We start from the raw sequence: 18,677 nt of genomic DNA, 5'->3' as shown, positions 1-18,677 counted from the left end.
CTCCCGCAAGGTAAGGCCTGATACTCTTACGCCCCGTCCTCGGTTTCGGATGCAGCGAGAAGAGATTTTTTCACAGGTCGCTGCATCCGCCGGCGATTCCCGCGTGTAGCCGCTCCGTCCCAGCCGACACAGGTTCGGCGCGAAACGGAGTTCGCCACCATGAAAAGCTCGATGATCGCCCTCACCTTCAGCGCCGTCACCGGCCTCGCCCTTGCCACCACCGGCGCGCAGGCGCAATCCGTCGCCGCCCTGCTGGACGGCAACATGATCGCTATCGTGGACGTGAAGGCCGCCAAGGCGGGCACGCCGGTGAAAGTCACCGGCGACGGCAAGCTCGTCGGCATTGATGTGCGCCCGGCCGACGGCATGCTTTACGGCCTGTTCGCCGACGGCACGGTGGTCACCATCGATCCCGCCAGCGGCAAGGCGATGAAGAAGTCCACGCTTTCCACCATGCTCCCGGCCGGCACCATGGCCACGGTCGACTTCAACCCGGTGGCCGACCGGCTGCGGGTCATCGGCAGCGACGGCACCAATCTTCGCGCCAATGTCGACGACGGCAAGGTGACGACGGACGGCGTGCTGAAATACGCCGAGGGCGACATGCACAAGGGCAAGGCCGCGAAGGTTGTCGCCGGCGCCTATACCAATTCGGTGAAGGGCGCGAAGGAGACCGCGCTCTACGACATCGACGCCACCGCCGGCACGCTGGTCAAGCAGGCCCCGCCCAATGACGGCGTGCTCAATTCCGTCGGCAAGCTCGGCGTCACCGGCGACAGCTACGCCTTCGACATCGTCACGACGGCGGCCGGCGCCAATGAGGGCTGGCTGATGGCGGGCGACACGCTCTATGCGGTCGATCTTGCTACCGGCAAGGCCACCGCGGTGGGCAAGATCGCCGGCGTCGCGGGCAAGGTGCACGACATCGCCATCCTGCCGGCGATGTGAGCCTTCCACGCTCCTGTCACGCCACGGAGAGGGCGGCGCGGCGACGCGCCGCCCTTTCTGCGTGGCGGCGCGGTGGAATGTCGCGTCCAGCAAATTGTCTGTCGCGTCGGTGAAAGTCGGCGGCGCACTTGTGTCGAACAATTCCAGACGACAAGCGGGCCGCACCCGCGCGAGGGAGAACAGACGATGCTCGATTCCACCGCCACCCCGCTCAAAGCGCTGCTGCGCCGCCGCAAGCCGGGCTACAGCCTGGAAGCGCCGTTCTACACCAGCCCCGAGATCTTCGCGGCGGACCTCGACATCATCTTCGGCCATCACTGGCTCTTCGTCGGCGTCGACCCCGACATTCCCGAGCCGGGCGACGCCATGACTCTGAACATCGGCCAGACCAGCATCGTGCTGGTGCGCGACGATGATGGCGAGGTGCGCGCCTTCCACAATGTCTGCCGCCACCGCGGCGCGCCGATCGTCCACGACTACAAGACCACGGTGGGCAATCTCGTCTGCCGCTACCATTCCTGGACTTATGGCCTCGACGGCAAGCTGCTCGCCGCCTCGCATATGGGCGAGGGCTTCGACGCCTCCTGCCATGGGCTGAAGCCGGTGCATGTGCGCTCGCTGGAAGGGCTGCTCTTCGTCTGCCTCGCCGACGAACCGCCGGCGGATTTCGAGGTGATGGCGGCGAAGATGGCGCCCTATCTCGCCCCGCACGACCTGAAGAACGCCAAGGTCGCCTTCGAGAAGGACATCATCGAGCCCGGCAACTGGAAGCTCACCATGGAGAACAACCGCGAGTGCTATCACTGCGCGGGCAACCATCCCGAGCTGACCGTGCCGCTCTTCGCCTATGGCTTCGGCTTCGCGCCGGAAGAGCTCGACGAGCATGAGCGCAAGGAAGCCGAGGATTACGACAAGCTGCTCAAGGACAGCCACAAGGAATGGGAAAGCTGCGGCTTCCCTTCCACGCTGATGGAGCATCTCGACGACATGGCCACCGGCTTCCGCACCGAGCGCCTGCCGCTCGCCGGCGCCGGCGAGAGCCACACCCACAGCACCGAAGCCGCGTGCAAGAAGCTGCTCGGCAAGATCAACGACCCCAAGCACGGGGCGCTGCATTTCTGGACCCAGCCCAACAGCTGGCACCACTTCATGTCCGACCACGCCGTGGTGTTCTCGGTGCTGCCGCTCGACGCCGAGCGCTCGCTACTGCGCACCAAATGGCTGGTGCACAAGGACGCGGTCGAGGGTGTCGACTACACGATCGAGAACCTCACCGGCGTGTGGGACGCCACCAACGACCAGGATTCGGAACTGGTCGGCTATTGCCAGACCGGCGCGCGCAGCCCGGCCTATGAGCCCGGCCCCTATTCGCCGCACACCGAGATGCTCGTGGACAAGTTCTGCAACTGGTACGTCAACCGGATGAGCGAACATCTGGGACGGTGAGGCGGCCAGACGCCTGAACGTCCTCTCATCCTCTCCCCATTGGGGAGAGGTGGCCCGCGAAGCGGGCCGGTGAGGGGTTGCGCGACGGCCCAAGCACAGCCCTCTCACCCCACCCCTCTCCCCGTCGGGGAGAGGGCGCATGGCTGATCCACCGGGACAGTCGCTCATAATCGGAACCCGCCCCCATGCACGCGCCCACCCCCACCGTCTCGCCCGAACCCGCCGCCCCGCGCCTCGCCGGCGCCCTCAAGGCGTGGAACCCGGAGGCGGATGACGCGCTCACCGTCCTCGCCATCCGCGACGAGACGGCGGATGTGAAGACCTTCGTGCTGGCGCCGAAGGAGCCGTGCCAGTTCCACTACCAGCCCGGCCAGTTCCTCACGCTGGAGCTGGAGATCGGCGGCGAGACCATCAATCGCTGCTACACCATCGCCTCCGCCCCCACCCGCCCGCACACGCTCGCCATCACGGTGAAGCGCGTGCCCGGCGGGCCGGTGTCGAACTGGCTGCACGACCATGTCCGCGTCGGCTCCACGCTGCGCGCGGTCGGGCCGATGGGCGAGTTTTCCTGCTTCATCGAGGGCAAGGCCGCGCCGGCGCCGAAATATCTGTTCTTGTCGGGCGGCAGCGGCATCACCCCGCTCATGTCGATGGCCCGCACCTTCCACGACCTCGCCGAGCCGCGCGACATCGTCTTCGTCCACGCCGCCCGCTCGCCCGCCGACATCATCTTCCGCGACGAGCTGGAACTGATGGCGCGCAACCAGCCCGGCGTGTTCCGCTTCGCCCCGGTCTGCGAGGCCGACAGCCCGCGCGCCCCGTGGCACGGCCTGCGCGGCCGGGTGAGCCTTGGCGTGCTCGAACATGTCGCGCCCGATTTTCGCGAGCGCGAAGTCTTCGTCTGCGGCCCGGCGCCGTTCATGAAGGCAGTGCGGGAGATGCTGAAGAGCGCGGGCTTCGACATGGCCCGCCACCATGAGGAGAGCTTCGACTTCGCCGAACTCGCCAGGGCCGAACCCGAGGTGGCGGCGGAGGTGGTTTCGGCCGAACTGCTGCAGGCGGTGCCGGAGGCGCTGGAAGCGCCTGTCGTCACCTATACGGTGGAGTTCGCCAAGCAGAAGCGCAGCATCGAGTGCCGCTCGGACATGTTCGTGCTGGACGCCGCCCGCCGCGCCGGGGTGCGCCTCCCCTCCTCCTGCTCGAAGGGGCTGTGCGGCACCTGCAAGTCGAAGCTCATCGAGGGCACGGTCGAGATGAAGCATGGCGGCGGCATTCGCCAGCGCGAAATCGATGCGGGCATGGCGCTGCTGTGCTGTTCCAAGCCGACCAGCAATCTGGTGGTGGACCGCTGAGCGGTTGCCGCCCGCACCGGACAGTAAAGCGTCATCCCGGAAGGGCCGCAGGCCCTGTCCGGGATCGCCATGCAGCTAGGGGGAACAATCCCGGCTCACCGCCTTCGGCACCGACCGGGATGACGCTTATTGAGGAAGCGGCTCAACCGGCGTTTCAGCGCCAGAGATCGAGCGCGCCGTTCACCGCCTGCTTCATGCCGTCATAGGCGCGGCTGGTGCCCTCCACCGTGCGGTCGACGATCTCGGTGGCGGTGGGAATGGGCGGCAGGCCGAGGAAGCCTTCCTTCTTCTCGCTCTCGCGGGCGACCACCGGGGCCGGCGGCAGCACGCCCGGTTCGGCGGCGGCGAGATCGAGCGGCCGACCGACCGAGGCGGGTGCGGCGGAAGGGGCCGGAGCGGCCGGAGCGGCGCTGCCAGCCACCGGGGCGGGCGCGGGCGCGTTTCGCACCATCGGGTCGCGGCTGTCGCAGCGCGCGCCGCACTGGTCGAAACGCTCCACGCCCGCCGGCAGGTCGGCGACGGTGATGTCGCTGGAAAGCGGCGCGGCGCCGGCATGGGTCGTGCGCGTCGCGGCAGACGTCGCAGCAGGCTTGGCGGTCTTCTGCGGCGGCTTGTAGACCGCGCCGGGCTCGATGGCGCGGATCATGGTGGGAATGTCGAGCTGGTCGCCCTTCTCGGTCGGCTCCTCGCTCATGTCGAGCGGCACCGCCACCAGCCGGGCCAGCGTCTTCACGCTCTCCTGCGCCTGCTGCGCGCCGGCCTGTTCCGCTTTGCCACGCGCATAGCCGCTGCCTTCGGCGACCACATAGGTGCCGGCGGCAACCGCGAGCGCGAAGCCCACCGGCAGCATGAGGCGGCCGGTCAGCGAAGACTGGAAGCTGGAGCGCGAGCGCAGGAAAGAGCGCATGGACGGAATCCCCTTTTATCTCGGCGCATTTCCGCCTGCGTTGGCGACCATTTTGCGGCATGATTGGTGCCAGTCGGTGACGAAGCGGGGGTAATCCTGCGCGCCCATTTCCCAACATGATCGCCGCGCAACCTTCGGCAAACTTTCCGGGTGCCCTCACGTGCTCGATCCCGCCTCGCTGACCCGCATCGGCTTCCTCACTTTGCCGAACCATTCGATGATCGCCTGCGCCAACGCGCTGGAAGCGCTGCGCATGGCCAATTATGTCGCGGAGGGGGAGCTTTATTCCTGGCGCATCGTCACACCGGACGGCACGCCCGCCACCGCCAGCAACGGCCTCACCCTCTCCCCAACGGTGGCGCTGGCGGAAGCCGGCCCGCTCGATCTTTTGCTGGTGTGCGGCGGCATCGATGTGCGCCACGCCGCCACCCCAGCGGTGGCCGACATGCTGCGCCGGCTCGGCCGGCGCGGGGTGGCGCTCGGCGCGCTGTGCACCGGCAGCTTCGTGCTCGCGGAGGCGGGGCTGCTCGATTTCTATCGCTGTGCCGTGCATTGGGAGAACCTGCCGGCCATTCGCGAGGAATTCCCGCAGATCGATTTCGTCGAGGAAGCCTTCGTCATCGACCGCGACCGGCTGACCTGCACCGGCGGCATCGCCCCCTTGGAAATGATGCTCACCCTGATCGAGGCCAAGGCCGGCCGGACGCTGGCCGACAAGGTGTCGGAACAGTTCATCGTCGACCGCGCCCCGCGCCGGGCGGAGAAGGTGGTGGCCCGCCCGCGCCCGCTGCTGCCCGACCCGACGCTCGCCCGCGCGGTGCGGTTGATGGAGGCCGCCATCGAGCAACCGCTCGGCGTTTCCGGCATCGCCAACCGGCTCGGCGTCTCCGCCCGCCAGCTGGAACGGCTGTTCCAGCGCCATCTCGGCGTCACCCCGGCGGCCTATCAGCTGCGGCTGCGGCTGGAGCGGGCGCGCGAATTGCTGCGCCTCTCGCCGCTGCCGGTCACTGATGTCGGGCTCGCCTGCGGCTTCCAGTCGGCGGCGCATTTCTCCACCGCCTATGCCCGGCATTTCGGCCGCCCACCCAGCCGCGAGCGGCGCGGCGCCGCCCCCGCGCCGGCCCGGGCGTGAGGATCCGGCGTCGTCCGCACTGGCGCGGCACGGCGCGTGGTATTAATTGTGCAGGGTGACTGCCTTTTCAGCGGCGCCTCAAACGCGCCGCGCCCCGAGACTGCGCCGATGAATGCGCCCGTGAACCCGAACGGCTATCGCAGGCTGGCCGCCCGCTACAGCGACCTGACCTCCGGCATGCTGGCGCCCGAGCGCACGCCGCTTGCCGATGCCTGGCTCGGCCTGCCCATGACCTTCGTCGCCGGCGCCACCAATGCCGGCGGGCTGCTGGCGGTGGGGCAATACACCTCGCACATGTCGGGCATCATCTCCTCCGCCGCCGACCATGCGGTGCTCGGCGCGATGGACCTCGTGCTGGGCGGCATGGGCGCGCTCATCGCCTTCGTGCTCGGCGCGGCCACCTCGGCGGTGCTGGTCAATTGGGGCCGGCTGCATGTCGCCGGCCGCGAATACGCGCTGCCGCTGACGCTGGAGGCGCTGCTGCTGCTGGCCTTCGCCCTCATCGGCCCGTTCACCCGCCAGCACGCCCTCATGCTCGGCCTCGCCGTGGCAGTGCTGTGCTTCATCATGGGGTTGCAGAACGCCACCGTCACCAAGATGTCGGGCGCCAAGATCCGCACCACCCACATGACCGGCATCGTCACCGATATCGGCATCGAACTCGGCAAACTGTTCTATTCCAACCGGCGCCGGCGCGGCACCGGCCTGCCGCTGGTGCTGGCGGACCGGGAAAAGCTGAAGCTGCTCAGCTATTTCCTCACCGCCTTCTTCGTCGGCGGCGTGGTCGGCGCGGTGGGCTTCAACCAGGTCGGCTTCGTCTTCGCCGTGCCGCTGGCGCTGCTGGTTCTGGCGCTCGCCGGCCCCTCGGCGCTGCGCATCCTGCTGCGCTGAACGGCTCGGTCGCAACGCTACCGGCGCGATGGCGCAAATCTTCTGTCCGGCATAGGCGCATGCGACCTATCGTGCCAGCGTCGGGTTTAGAATGCGTCGGCGAAGGAGCGCGCCCACCATCATGATCGCCAATGCCGAGGCACTTCTCAAACCCTTGACCATCAAGGGCCTCACCATCCGCAACCGGGTGATGTCGACCTCGCACGCGCCGGGCTACGGCAAGGACGGCAAGCCGCAGGAGCGCTATCAGCTCTACCACATGGAAAAGGCCAAGGGCGGCATCGGGCTGACCATGTTCGGCGGCTCCTCGTCGGTCGCCATCGACAGCCCCGCCGCGCCGTGGAACCAGATTTCCGTCACCGACGACAGCGTCATCCCCTATTTCCAGCAATTCGCCGAGCGCGTGCACGCTCACGGCGCCAAGCTGATGATCCAGCTTACCCATATGGGCCGGCGCACCAAGTGGGACACGGAGAACTGGCTGCCGACCATTTCCGCCTCGGTGCGGCGCGAGCCGGCCTCGCGCACCGTGCCGCGCGCCATGGACAAACACGACATACGCCGCGTGGTGAAGGCCTTTGCCGACGCCGCCCGCCGCTGCAAGGAGGGCGGGCTGGACGGCTGCGAGATCTCCGCCGCCCATGGCCATCTCGTCGACCAGTTCTGGAGCCCCTCGGTCAACCAGCGCACGGATGAGTATGGCGGCAGCCTGGAAAACCGCATGCGCTTCGGCAAAGAAGTGCTCACCGCCATGCGCGAGGCCACCGGCGACGACTATGTCATCGGCATGCGCATGTCCGGCGACGAGATGATCGCCGACGGCCTCAGCCATGAGGACTGCGTCGCCATCGCGGCGGAATATGCCCGCCTCGGCCTTGTCGACTTCCTCAACATCGTCGGCGGCCAGGCACGGGACGAGATGTCCCACGCCGTCTCGCTGCCCAACATGTCCTTCCCCGTCGCGCCCTTCCTCTACCTGCCGAGCGCCATCAAGCGCGAGGTGGAGGTGCCGATCTTCCACGCCCAGCGCGTGACGGATCTGGCCACCGGCGCCCGCGCCGTCGCCGAGGGTCATGTTGACATGATCGCCATGACCCGCGCCCACATCGCCGACCCGCATCTCGTCAAGAAGCTGATGGAAGGCCGCGACGACGACATCCGCCAATGCGTCGGCGCCGGCTATTGCATCGACCGCATCTATGTCGGCGGCGACGCGCTGTGCCTGCAGAACGCGGCGACGGGGCGCGAGGCGACCATGCCGCACGTCATCCCGAAGGCGGAGGTGACGCGCAAGGTGGTGGTGGTCGGTGCCGGCCCGGCCGGGCTGGAGGCCGCCCGCGTCTGCGCCGAGCGCGGCCACAGCGTGGTGCTGTTCGAGAAGGAGCCGGTGGTCGGCGGCCAGATCAACATCGCCGCGAAAGCCACCTGGCGCGAGGCGCTGTCGGGCATTCCGCGCTGGCTCTATGCGCAGGTGCAGAAGAAGGGCGTCGACATCCGCCTCGGCCGCGCCGCCACGCCGGAAGACATCGCCGCCGAGGCGCCGGATGCGGTGATCATGGCCACCGGCGGCGTGCCCAATCTCGGCCATGCCAAGGGGCACGAGCACGCCGTCTCCACCTGGGACATTCTCACCGGCCGCATCGAGCCCACCGGCTCGGTGCTGCTGTTCGACGAGATCGGCGGCCACAACGCCGCCTCCACCGCCGAGGTGCTGGCGAAGAAGGGCTGCCTCGTTGAGATGGTGACGCATGACGTGCAGATCGCGCAGGAGATCGGCACCACCAACAAGCCCGTGCATCTGCGCGAACTCTACAAGCTCGGCGTGGTCATGACCCCGAATACCGAGCTGATCGAGATCTACCCCGAAGGCAACCGCCTCATCGCCGCTTTGCGCAACACCATGACCGATGCGGAAGAGGAGCGCGTGGTCGACCGCGTCGTGGTCGATTACGGCACGCTGCCCGTTGACGGCCTGTTCGAGGCGCTGCGCGGCGCGTCCATCAATGATGGCGAGACCGACCTCGACGCGCTCATTTCCGGCCGCGCCCCGCGCTGGACCGGCCAGCCGGGCTTTGCGCTCTACCGCGTCGGCGATGCCTGGACCGGGCGCAATATCCACGCCGCGCTCTATGATTCGCTCCGGCTCTGCAAGGATCTGTGAGGCGATGATCGCCGCGAGGGAAACGCCCAAGGAACGTCATCCCGGACGGCCATCTGGCCAATCCGGAATCGTGCGCAGAACTGGCACGCGGTCCCGGCTCTCCCCCCTGCGGGCTTCGGCCGGGATGACGGAGGCGGCGGACCTCCAACGCCATTCCGGCTCGCATGCCGTCATGGCCGGCCCCCTCACCCCACCCTCTCCCCCACGGGGAGAGGGCTTACGCCCCGGCCCCCTCACCCAACCCTCTCCCCCATGGGGAGAGGGCTTGCCCCTTCCCCCTCACCCAACCTTCTCCCCCGTGGGGAGAGGGCTTGCACGCCGCCGCTGCTTTTCCGCGCCTCATCCGTTGGTGGCTGCTCTTCACCTCTCCCCGTCGGGGAGAGGTCGGCCCGCAGGGCCGGGTGAGGGGCCGTGCCGCCCCCGCGAGGCCCGGCCATGACGGACGTCGCGCTTCTCCTCTCACTCACCGTCCTCGCCATGGTGGTGATCGCCGGCGCCCTCGCCGCCCGCCGCGCGCGGGCGTGGCGCATCGGCCGGGCGGCGCGGGTGGACTGGGTGGCGGGCCTCCTCGCCCTGCCGAAACGCTACCTCGTCGATGTCCACCATGTGGTGGGGCGCGATCCCTATGCCGCGCGCATGCACGCGCTGGCCGCCGGCGGGCTGCTGGCCGGCTCAGGCCTCGCGCTCATCGGCCTCCTCCCGGCGCTCGGCGACAACAGGCTGTTCTGGTGGCTCACCGCGCTTGCCTTCGCCGCCGCCTTCACCGGCGGGGCGATGGTCGGGCGGCGGCGCTACCCGACAAAGCCGGCGCGGCTTTCCGGCGGACGGTTCCAGGTTCTGCCCTTCCTGCTCGCCGCCTATAGCGGCGGCGGCTTCCTCGTCGCGCTCGACGCCTCGCTCGGCGGGGCGCTGCGCCCGCTCGGCCTGCTCGGCCTCGCCTTCGCGGCCATCGGCGGCATCGGTCTCGCGCTTCAGATCGACCGCGGCCCGATGCGCCACGCCTTTGCCGGCGCCGCCCATCTCGTCGCCCATCCCCGCCCCGGCCGCTTCACGGGCGAGCGCGCCACTGCGCTGGCCCCGCTCGACCTTGACGCCCCGCGCCTCGGCGTGGCGATGCCGGAGGATTTTGCCTTCAACCGGCTGATCGGTTTTGACGCCTGCATCCAGTGCGGCCGCTGCGAAGTGGCCTGCCCGGCCTTCGCCGCCGGCCAGCCGCTGAACCCCAAGCGCCTCATCCAGGACCTCGCCGCCAGCCTGCAGCCCGGCGGCACCAACGCCGCTTACGCCGGCAGCCCCTATCCGAACGCCCGCCCCGTCGCCGGCATCGGTGGCCCCGGCCTGCCGATCGTCGGCGAAGCGGCGATGATCCACCCGGACACGCTGTGGTCCTGCACCACCTGCCGCGCCTGCGTCGAGGAATGCCCGATGATGATCGAGCATGTCGATGCCATCGTCGACCTGCGCCGCTTCCAGACGCTGGAACGTGGCGCGCTGCCGGCCAAGGCCGCCGCGCCGCTGATGGAGCTGCGCTATGCCGACGAGCCCGGCGGGCGCCCGCTCAACGGCCGCACCGATTTCGCCGCCGGCCTCACCCTGCCGCTGATGGCGCAAAAGGGCGAGGCGGAAATCCTGCTCTGGCTCGGCGAAGGCGCCTATGATCTGCGCTATGGCCGCACGCTGCGGGCGCTGGTGACCCTGCTGCAAAAGGCCGGCGTCGATTTCGCCGTGCTCGGCGAGGAGGAGCGCGATTGCGGCGACCTCGCCCGCCGGCTGGGCGACGAGGCCGGCTTCCAGCGCCTCGCCGGCGCGAATATCGAGACGCTGACGCGCTACCGCTTCCGCCGCATTCTCACCGCCGATCCGCACGCGCTGCACGCGCTGCGCAACGAATACCGCGCCTTTGGTGGCACCTATGAGGTGGTCCACCACACCCAGTTCCTCGACGAACTGGCCGCCACCGGCCGGCTCGACCTCGGCGCGCTGGATCAGGCGCGCGTCACCTATCACGACCCCTGCTATCTCGGCCGCTACAATGGCGAGGTGGACGCCCCGCGCCGCCTGCTCGACCGGCTGGGCATCGAGCGGCGGGAGATGGAGCGTTCCGGCAAGCGCTCCATGTGCTGCGGCGGTGGCGGCGGCGCCCCGGTGGCCGACATCGAGGGCGAACGCCGCATCCCAGATATCCGCATGGGCCAGGCGGCCGCCACCGGCGCCGGCATCGTCGCCGTAGCCTGCCCGCAATGCTCCGCCATGCTGGAAGGCGTCACCGGCGAGCGCCCGGCGGTGCATGACATCGCCGAGCTGGTGCTGATGGCGGTGGAAAAGGCCGCCACCGCCCCGGCCCGCGCCGCGCCGACCCACATCGCACAGGTGCCGGCATGAGCCGCGCGCGCAAGGACCCGCGCGGGGAGCGCGCCGCCCACCGCGTGCCCGGCGGCACCCGCCCGCGCTTCGATCTCGCGGCGACGCCAGCCGCCTCCGGCCGCCCACGCCGCGACCCGCGCGCGGAGGAACGGCTCGCCCTCGTGCCCGGCACGCTGCGCCGGCGGCTCGACCGCAGCCAGCGCGCGCCGGTTCCCGGCCTCACAGTCGCCGCCGCCCCGGTGGAGATGGAGGCCGCGCCGCGCCGTGTGGTCATCGCCGAGCCCGCTTTTCTCGTCGCCGTGGTGCCGGATGCGCCGGGCGGGCGGCTTTCCGCCCATGACCGGCAGCTTTTCGGCGCCGCCCGCCTGCTGGCCGATGCCGGCGGCGGGGCGGTGCTGGCGCTGGTCGACGCGCTTAGCGAGGAACTCGGCGCCGCCGGTGCCGACCGCGTGCTGGCGCTGCCGGTTTCCGGCTACGACCCGGAGGCGAAGGCGGCGGCGCTCAACGCCGCGCTCGCCGCGCTCGATCTGCGCCATGTGCTGTTCGCGGAAAGCGCGGAGGGCGGCGACCTCGCCCGCCGGCTGGCCGCGCTTTCGGGCGAGGCCTTCTTCGCCGGGGCGGAAAGCCTCAGCCCCAAGGCCGTCACCCGTGCCGCGCGCGGGCGGCGGGTGGAACAGCGCAGTGCGCCGACGCGGCTGATGACGCTGGCCGCCGATGCGCTCGCCCCGCATGCGGGCAGCCTGCACGAGGCACTGCCGCTGGAATTCGCCTTCCCGACGACGACGGGCGGCGCCCTCTTGTCCGCTGAGTTCATTCCCGCCGACCCGGCCAAGGTGTCGCTGGCGGAAGCCGATTTCGTCGTCTCGGCGGGCAATGGCGTGAGCGATCTCGCCACCTTCCGCGCGCTGGTGGCGGCGCTTGGCGGCACGCCCGGCGCCAGCCGCATGCTGTGCGATGCCGGGCTGATGCCGCGCGCCGCGCAGGTCGGCGCCTCCGGCACGGTGCTGGAGGCACGCGGATATTTCGCCCTCGGCATTGCCGGCGCGCCGCAGCATCTGCAGGGCGTCGCGCGCTGCGAGCATGTGATCGCCGTCAACACCGATCTCCACGCCGCGATGATCGAACGCGCCGGCCTCGCCATCGTCGCGGACGCGCAGAAGGTGATGCCGGCGCTGCTGGCGCTGCTCCACGCGGAGGGCGCGCCATGAAGATCGCGCTGCTGCTTTCCGCCGGCCGGCACAAGGTCTCCGGCCGCCCGGCCCCGGTGCCGGTGGAACTTCAGGCGCTGCGGCTGGCGGTGGAACTCGCCGGCGCGAATGGCGGCACCGTCACGGGCCTGCATGCCGGGCCGGAGCTCGGCCCGCTCACCGATGCGCTCGGCCATGGGCTCGGCCATCTCGTGCATCTGCGCACACATGCCGAGGCCGATCTCACGGCCGCGCTCATCGCGGCGCTGGAGGCCGGCGGCTACGATCTCATCCTCGCCGGCCGCAGCGGCCAAGGGGGCGAGGATTCCGGGCTGCTGCCCTACACGCTGGCGCGCGCGCTTCATCGCCCCATCCTCGCCGATGCCGCCGCGCTGACCCCGGGAGCCGAGGCTGGCACGCTCAGCGTCGAGCAGGCGCTGGGGCGCGGCGCACGGCGGCGGCTCGTGGTGCGGCTGCCGGCGCTGGTCACCGTCCACCCGGCCGCGCCCGGGCCGCTGCCCTTCGCCTTCACCGGCGTGCGACGCGGCCATGTCGAGACGCAGGAAATCGCCGCCCCCGCTTCCGCCCCGCGCGCGGTGGACGAGCGGCCCTATCGCCCGCGTCCGAAACTTATCGCCAAGGCGGCGGCGGGCGCTTCCGCCGCCGAACGGCTGAAGGCGGCGACGGTGGCGGCGAGCGGTGGCGGCAAGCTGCTGGTCGACCCGGCGCCGGAGGACGCGGCGCGGGAGATTCTCGCGCATCTGCGCGCGCTCGGCCTCATCGCCGGGCGCTAAAGCCGGCCTCTGTCAGCGGCCTGTCAGCCGCAACCGGCCTATTTTGCCGGGCAGTGCCGCGCCTTTTCCCATGCATTTGCCACGAAGAGACGCTAACAACCTACCGCTTCCCGGGGGCCCGGCGACGCACGCGCGAGAGGGAACCGATCATGCCAGAAACACGCGAGACCGCCGGCACACGCCCCGCACCTGCCGTAACGGCAGTAGGCCGCACGGCGCGCCGCGCCGGCTGAGCGGCCATTGCCGGGCCGCCCGCGTCTTCCCGTGATTTCTCGCTGACACAGACAGACCAACCATGTCCGATCCGAACGAACCTTCGCGCGCCAGGGCCTCCTTCTTCGCGCGCGCGCCGCTGACCACGGCCATCCTCGCCACCGCGGCGCTTTCGGTCCTGTTCTATCTGTTCCCGCAGATCGACCTGACCGTCGCCGGGCTGTTCCATGAGCCGGGCAAGAGCTTCCCCGCCGCCCAGATGCCACTGCTGCAGGATTTCCGCACCTTCGGCTCCAACATCTCGCTGGCGCTGCCGCTGCTGCTGCTCATCGGCGTGGTGCTGAAACTGTCCTTCCCGGCGAAGACGAGCCTGGTGCCGCCGCGTATGGCGCTGTTCTTCGTCTCTCTCTATCTGCTCGGCCCCGCCCTTCTGGTGAACGGCATCCTGAAGCCCTATTGGGGCCGTCCCCGGCCGATGAACACGGATCATTTCGGCGGCCCCTGGCCGTTTCAGGGCCCGTGGGTGATGGGGCCCTCGGGCCTCGGCAACCACTCCTTCTCCTCCGGCGAGGGGGCGTTCATCGCCTGCCTGCTGCCGCTGGTCCTGTTCGTCCCGCGCGAATGGCGCTGGCAGGTCGGCACGCTGCTCGGGATTTTCGTCGCCGCGGTCGGGCTCAGCCGCGTCGCCTTTGGCGGGCATTATCTCTCCGATGTGGTGATCTCTATCGGGCTGATGGTGATCCTGGCCGCAGTGCTTCATCACCTCATCTTCGTGCGCTACCGCGACAGCCTGTCCGACGCGGCGCTGGAGACGCGGCTGACCGCGCTCGGCTTTCGCATGGCCGCGCAGCGCGCCGCGCTGCGCCACTGGGTGCGCCGCACGCTCGCGACCTCCTATCGCAGCGCCCGCAATCTGCGCCGGGCCGAGCGGGCGCTCCATCCCGGCGCCGCCGCGCGCGCTGCCGCCATGGACGGGCCGACCGGCAGTGTCGGCGCGCCCACCGGCACCACCCCGCCCTGAGCGCCTTTAACGCTGCGCGCTCTGCCAGTTCGGCGCGGCATAGACCGGCGCGTTGGAGGGCGCGAGCAGCGACTTGCCGAGAATATGGTCCGCCGCCTTCTCCGCCATCATGATGGTCGGCGCGTTCAGGTTCGCATTGGTGATCGAGGGCATGGCGGAGGAATCCACCACCCGCAGCCCCTCGACCCCGATCACCCGCATCTGCGGGTCGAGCACGGCCAGCGGATCGGAGGGCGATCCCATGCGGCAGGTGCAGGAAGGGTGATAGGCGCTCTCCACCTTCTCGCGCACGAAGGCGTCGATGGCTTCGTCGCTCGTCACATCAGCCCCCGGCTGGATTTCCCGCCCGCGATAGGGGGCGAAGGCCGGCTGCGCGAAGATTTCCCGCGTCAGCCGCACGGCTGCGCGGAACTCCACCCTGTCATCGGGATGGGTGAGGTAGTTGAAGCGGATGCGCGGCGCCGAGAACGGGTCGGGCGAGGCGAGCCGCACCCAGCCCCGGCTTTTGGAGCGCATCGGCCCGACATGGGCCTGATAGCCATGTTCGCTCGCCAGCCCCTGCCCGTCATAGGTCACGGCGAGGGGCAGGAAATGATACTGGATGTCCGGCGACGCGACACCGGGGCGTGAGCGGATGAAGCCGCAGGCCTCGAAATGGTTGGTGGCGCCGAGCCCGTCCTTCTTCAGCAGCCAGCGGGCGCCGATCAGCCCGCGCGGGATCAGCCCCATCTTGGAATAGAGGGTGATGGGCTGGGTGGAGGCCTGCTGGAAATAGATTTCCAGATGGTCCTGCAGATTTTCCCCCACGCCCGGCCGGTGCGCCACCATCTCGATGCCGAGGGGGAGCAATTCGTCGGCGCTGCCGATGCCGGAAAGCTTGAGAAGCTGCGGCGAATTGATCGAGCCGCCGGAGAGGATCACCTCGCGCGCCGCCCGCACCTCATGGCTCTGCCCGCCGCGCCACCAGCGCACGCCGATGGCCCGCCGCCCCTCGAACAAGATGCGCTCCACCCGCGCATGGGTCTCGACCTTCAGGTTCGCCCGCTTCATCGCGGGTTTGAGGTAGGCATTGGCCGCCGACCAGCGCACGCCGTCCTTGACGGTCATGTCCATGCGGCCGAAGCCTTCCTGTTGGTAGCCGTTCACGTCGTCGCTGGCGGGGTAGCCCGCCTGCTGCGCCGCCTCGATGAAGGCGCGGTACAGCGGGTTTTCCAGCGTGCCGTAGCGGGTGGCGAGCGGGCCGTCGCTGCCGCGATATTCATCCCCGCCTTCGCGCCGGCTTTCCGCCCGGCGGAAATAGGGCAGCACATCGGCATAGGACCAGCCGCGCGCGCCTTCCTCCTGCCAGCGGTCGAAATCGGCCGGCGCGCCGCGCATATAGACGAGCCCGTTGATGGAGGAGGAGCCGCCCAGCACCTTGCCGCGCGGGCAGTGCAGCCGCCGCCCGTCCAGCCCCGGCTCCGGCTCGGTCTCATACATCCAGTTGTATTTCTTCATGTTCATCGGGATGGAGAGCGCGCTCGGCATCTGGATGAACACGGAACGGTCGGAGCCGCCATATTCCAGCACGAGAACGCGGTTGCTCCCCTCCGCGCTCAGCCGGTCGGCCAGCACGCAGCCGGCCGAGCCGGCGCCGATGATCACATAATCGAACAGTTCATGCGCGGCGGCGGACATCAGTAGGGCGCCTCGACGCGGCCGAGATTGACGTAGACGCTCTTGAGCTGGGTGTAGTGCTCGATCGCCGCCTTGCCGTTTTCGCGCCCGAGGCCGGATTGCTTGGCGCCGCCAAAGGGCAGCTCGATCGGCGTGATGTTATAGGCGTTGATCCAGCAAGTGCCGGCCTGCAACTGCGCGATCACCCGGTGGCCGCGCGCGAGGTCCTTGGTGAACACGCCGGCCGCGAGACCGAAATCGGTGTCGTTGGCGCGGGCGATCACCTCGTCCTCGTCTTTGAAGGAGAGAACGGCCATGACCGGGCCGAAAATCTCCTCGCGCACGATGCTCATCGCCTCAGTGCAGCCATCGAACACAGTGGGGGCGATGAAGCAGCCCTTGCCCAGCGCGCCCGTGGTGACGCGGTGGCCGCCCGCCAGCAGGCTCGCGCCCTCGGCCTTGCCCTTCTCGATATAGCCCAGCACCTTTTCCATGTGCTCGGGCGAGATCAGCGCGCCGACCTGCGTCGCCGGGTCGAGCGGATCGCCGACCACCATCTTCGCCACCCGCTCCTTCAGCTTTTCGAGGAAGGCGGGGCGCACCTTTTCCTGCACGAAGACGCGGGTGCCGTTGGAGCACACCTCGCCGGCGGAATAGAAATTCGCCAGCAGCGCGCCGGACACCGCATCGTCGAGATCGGCGTCGTCGAACACGATGAGCGGCGATTTCCCGCCGAGTTCCAGCGTCACATATTTCAGCGTGCCGGCGGCATCCACCATCACCTTCTTGCCGGTGCCGACCTCGCCGGTGAGCGAGACCTTGGCGATGGCGGGGTGGCGGGTGAGCAGCCGGCCGGTATCGGCAAAGCCCTGCACCACGCTGAACACGCCCTCCGGCACGCCGGCCTCGGCATAGATTTCGGCGAGCTTGAGCGCGGTGAGCGGGGTGAGTTCCGCCGGCTTGAAGATCATCGCATTACCGCAGGCGAGCGCGGGAGCGGATTTCCAGCAGGCGATCTGCAGCGGATAGTTCCAGGCGCCGATGCCAGCGACGATGCCGAGCGGCTCGCGGCGGGTGTAACCGAAGGCGCTGGGGCCGAGATCGACATGCTCGCCCGAGAGGCCAGCGGCGAGGCCGGCATAATATTCCAGGCAGTCGGCGCCCGAGAGCACGTCGACCACGCTGGTTTCCTGGATCGGCTTGCCGGTGTCGAGCGTCTCCAGCCGTGCCAGTTCGTCATTGCGGGCGCGCAGCAGGGCGACCGCCCGCATGAGAATGCGCCCGCGCTCGGCCCCGGTCATCGCCGCCCAGCGCTTCTGCCCCGTGCGCGCGGCCGCCACCGCCGCCTCGACCTCGGCCTCGCCGGCAATCTCGATCTCCGCCAGCACCTCGCCGGTGGCGGGGTTGGCGGTGGTGAAGGTGGCGCCGCCATGCGGGCGGTACTGGCCGCCAATATGGTTGGCGTGCAGCTTGGGACGGCTGGTCATGGTCGCGGGTCCGTTGGTAGGGAGCGCCGGCGCGGCGGCGGCGATCTGGGCATCGACGAAAAGCGAGGCAACCTGCCGGGCGCTGACCGAGTCGGTCTCGCCGGCGGCGGAAAGGGAGGAGCGCAGCCACAGCCCGTCGATGACGGCGGCGATGGTGATGGCGAGGCGGCGCACATCCTGCGGCGCCACCAGCGCCCGCAAATCGTGGCGCAGATTGGCCAGCATGCGCGCCTGATAGATGCGCTGCACCCGGCGCAGCCGCTCGGAATGCAGCACCTGCCCCCAGAAGGCGAGCCAGACGCTGGACGTGCGCTGGTCGAACTCCTCCGGCGCCAGATTGGCGTCGATCAGCGCCTGCACCCGGCCGCGCGGCGTATCGGCGGCGGCGAGGCGCTGCGCGGTGGCGCGGTAGAGCCGCAGCGAGAGGTGACGCAGCGTCGCCTCCAGGAGCCCGTCCTTGTCGCCGAAATAATGCGCGACGAGACCGGGCGAGACGCCGGCCCGCCGCGCGATCTGCGCCAGGGTCGAGGCGTTGAAGCCGATCTCGGCGAGTGAATCGATGGTGGCGTCGATCAGCTGGCGGCGGCGCACATCCTCCGGCGCGCGGCGGCGGGTCTCTTCCTCCCCACGCGCGGGACCGGTCGGACCGGTCCGGCCGGCCGGATCGGACTCATCGTCCACCTCATCGAACCGCGCGGGAGGCTTCTGCGCCTGCGCATTCGCCCGGGCCACCGGCACCTCCTGATCGACGGAAGGGAGCTATTGAATGGCTGTACAATACATGGATCGCCCGCGCCGGCAATCCCCGGCGCGCCCGGCATGGAGTACCGCAGATAATCACGTCGCAACGCTTCTGTTGCCGTGGCGCAATTCGTCAAACGCCGCGAAAAGCGCCGTAAATTCGTCGTTTCTGGGCAAAAATTACGCGTGACAAATGGTCCGATCGCGTTTTGAATATCTGTTCAAAAGAAGCCTCCAGAGGCCGCATCCGGGCGGAGCGGGCCGGGCCCCAATGGGTACCGAGACACCCCGCCGTCCCCGACTTGTCGATTCCGGCCGTACCGGGCTTGGCGTCAGGCCACGCCGGTTCCATGATCCTGCCAGGATGCCAACGGGAA

The 18,677-nt window shown here is 69.5% G+C and carries 13 protein-coding genes; 10 read left to right on the top strand and 3 right to left on the bottom strand.

The window, feature by feature from the left end; translation table 11 throughout:
- The first annotated feature begins 159 nt into the window (after positions 1–159).
- From ACO07Z_RS16355 to ACO07Z_RS16345, 3 genes are all read left to right on the top strand, one after another.
- Positions 160–948 (top strand): DUF4394 domain-containing protein, encoded by a 789-nt coding sequence (locus ACO07Z_RS16355; RefSeq protein ID WP_421699668.1) that lies wholly within the window; start codon positions 160–162, stop codon positions 946–948.
- Positions 949–1,134: 186 nt separating this feature from the next.
- Positions 1,135–2,394 (top strand): aromatic ring-hydroxylating oxygenase subunit alpha, encoded by a 1,260-nt coding sequence (locus tag ACO07Z_RS16350; RefSeq protein WP_421699667.1) that lies wholly within the window; start codon positions 1,135–1,137, stop codon positions 2,392–2,394.
- 185 nt (positions 2,395–2,579) lie between these two features.
- Positions 2,580–3,746 (top strand): FAD-binding oxidoreductase, encoded by a 1,167-nt coding sequence (locus tag ACO07Z_RS16345; RefSeq protein ID WP_421699666.1) that lies wholly within the window; start codon positions 2,580–2,582, stop codon positions 3,744–3,746.
- Positions 3,747–3,900: 154 nt separating this feature from the next.
- Here ACO07Z_RS16345 and ACO07Z_RS16340 read toward each other — a convergent pair whose 3' ends face one another.
- Positions 3,901–4,653 carry a hypothetical protein gene (locus tag ACO07Z_RS16340; RefSeq protein WP_421699665.1) on the bottom strand — a complete coding sequence of 251 codons (753 nt, stop codon included), beginning with the start codon at positions 4,651–4,653 and terminating at the stop codon, positions 3,901–3,903.
- A gap of 160 nt (positions 4,654–4,813) precedes the next feature.
- On the opposite strand from ACO07Z_RS16340, the gene ACO07Z_RS16335 reads away from it, so the two are divergent.
- From ACO07Z_RS16335 to ACO07Z_RS16305, 7 genes are all read left to right on the top strand, one after another.
- Positions 4,814–5,785: a GlxA family transcriptional regulator gene (locus tag ACO07Z_RS16335; protein WP_421699664.1), complete on the top strand. Its 972-nt coding sequence runs from the start codon at positions 4,814–4,816 to the stop codon at positions 5,783–5,785.
- A gap of 108 nt (positions 5,786–5,893) precedes the next feature.
- On the top strand, positions 5,894–6,676 hold the full coding sequence (locus ACO07Z_RS16330) for a YoaK family protein (protein WP_421699663.1): 783 nt from the start codon (positions 5,894–5,896) through the stop codon (positions 6,674–6,676).
- A 121-nt stretch (positions 6,677–6,797) separates the two neighbouring features.
- A complete protein-coding gene (locus ACO07Z_RS16325; RefSeq protein ID WP_421699662.1) occupies positions 6,798–8,837 on the top strand; it encodes an FAD-dependent oxidoreductase in 2,040 nt (679 codons plus the stop codon).
- 435 nt (positions 8,838–9,272) lie between these two features.
- Complete coding sequence (locus ACO07Z_RS16320) at positions 9,273–11,219, top strand: DUF3483 domain-containing protein (protein ID WP_421699661.1); 1,947 nt, start codon at positions 9,273–9,275, stop codon at positions 11,217–11,219.
- On the top strand, positions 11,216–12,409 hold the full coding sequence (locus ACO07Z_RS16315) for an electron transfer flavoprotein subunit alpha/FixB family protein (RefSeq protein WP_421699660.1): 1,194 nt from the start codon (positions 11,216–11,218) through the stop codon (positions 12,407–12,409). Before ACO07Z_RS16320 ends, ACO07Z_RS16315 begins: the two co-directional genes overlap by 4 nt.
- The gene (locus ACO07Z_RS16310; RefSeq protein ID WP_421699659.1) at positions 12,406–13,182 is read left to right on the top strand and encodes an electron transfer flavoprotein subunit beta; all 777 of its coding nucleotides are present in this window, start codon (positions 12,406–12,408) and stop codon (positions 13,180–13,182) included. The genes ACO07Z_RS16315 and ACO07Z_RS16310 overlap by 4 nt, the downstream gene beginning before the upstream one ends.
- Positions 13,183–13,477: 295 nt before the next feature.
- A complete protein-coding gene (locus tag ACO07Z_RS16305; RefSeq protein WP_421699658.1) occupies positions 13,478–14,416 on the top strand; it encodes a phosphatase PAP2 family protein in 939 nt (312 codons plus the stop codon).
- Between the two features lie 6 nt (positions 14,417–14,422).
- On the opposite strand, the gene betA is transcribed toward ACO07Z_RS16305, so the two are convergent.
- Entirely contained in the window at positions 14,423–16,093 is a 1,671-nt protein-coding gene (betA, locus tag ACO07Z_RS16300) for a choline dehydrogenase (RefSeq protein ID WP_421699657.1), read from the bottom strand.
- A complete protein-coding gene (gene betB, locus ACO07Z_RS16295; RefSeq protein WP_421699656.1) occupies positions 16,093–18,291 on the bottom strand; it encodes a betaine-aldehyde dehydrogenase in 2,199 nt (732 codons plus the stop codon). Before betB ends, betA begins: the two co-directional genes overlap by 1 nt.
- Positions 18,292–18,677: the final 386 nt, after the last annotated feature.

This window comes from Ancylobacter sp., from assembly GCF_965229075.1.
GTDB lineage: Bacteria > Pseudomonadota > Alphaproteobacteria > Rhizobiales > Xanthobacteraceae > Ancylobacter.
This window is presented reverse-complemented; position numbering and strand designations above follow the sequence as displayed.

Excerpts from the sequence above, each read along its gene's own strand:
- ACO07Z_RS16340 (WP_421699665.1), bottom strand. The coding sequence starts at position 4,653 with ATGCGCTCTTTCCTGCGCTCGCGCTCCAGCTTCCAGTCTTCGCTGACC.
- ACO07Z_RS16315 (WP_421699660.1), top strand. The coding sequence starts at position 11,216 with ATGAGCCGCGCGCGCAAGGACCCGCGCGGGGAGCGCGCCGCCCACCGC.
- ACO07Z_RS16330 (WP_421699663.1), top strand. The coding sequence starts at position 5,894 with ATGAATGCGCCCGTGAACCCGAACGGCTATCGCAGGCTGGCCGCCCGC.
- ACO07Z_RS16345 (WP_421699666.1), top strand. The coding sequence starts at position 2,580 with ATGCACGCGCCCACCCCCACCGTCTCGCCCGAACCCGCCGCCCCGCGC.
- ACO07Z_RS16320 (WP_421699661.1), top strand. The coding sequence starts at position 9,273 with ATGACGGACGTCGCGCTTCTCCTCTCACTCACCGTCCTCGCCATGGTG.
- ACO07Z_RS16350 (WP_421699667.1), top strand. The coding sequence starts at position 1,135 with ATGCTCGATTCCACCGCCACCCCGCTCAAAGCGCTGCTGCGCCGCCGC.
- ACO07Z_RS16355 (WP_421699668.1), top strand. The coding sequence starts at position 160 with ATGAAAAGCTCGATGATCGCCCTCACCTTCAGCGCCGTCACCGGCCTC.
- ACO07Z_RS16310 (WP_421699659.1), top strand. The coding sequence starts at position 12,406 with ATGAAGATCGCGCTGCTGCTTTCCGCCGGCCGGCACAAGGTCTCCGGC.
- betA (WP_421699657.1), bottom strand. The coding sequence starts at position 16,093 with ATGTCCGCCGCCGCGCATGAACTGTTCGATTATGTGATCATCGGCGCC.
- ACO07Z_RS16325 (WP_421699662.1), top strand. The coding sequence starts at position 6,798 with ATGATCGCCAATGCCGAGGCACTTCTCAAACCCTTGACCATCAAGGGC.
- ACO07Z_RS16305 (WP_421699658.1), top strand. The coding sequence starts at position 13,478 with ATGTCCGATCCGAACGAACCTTCGCGCGCCAGGGCCTCCTTCTTCGCG.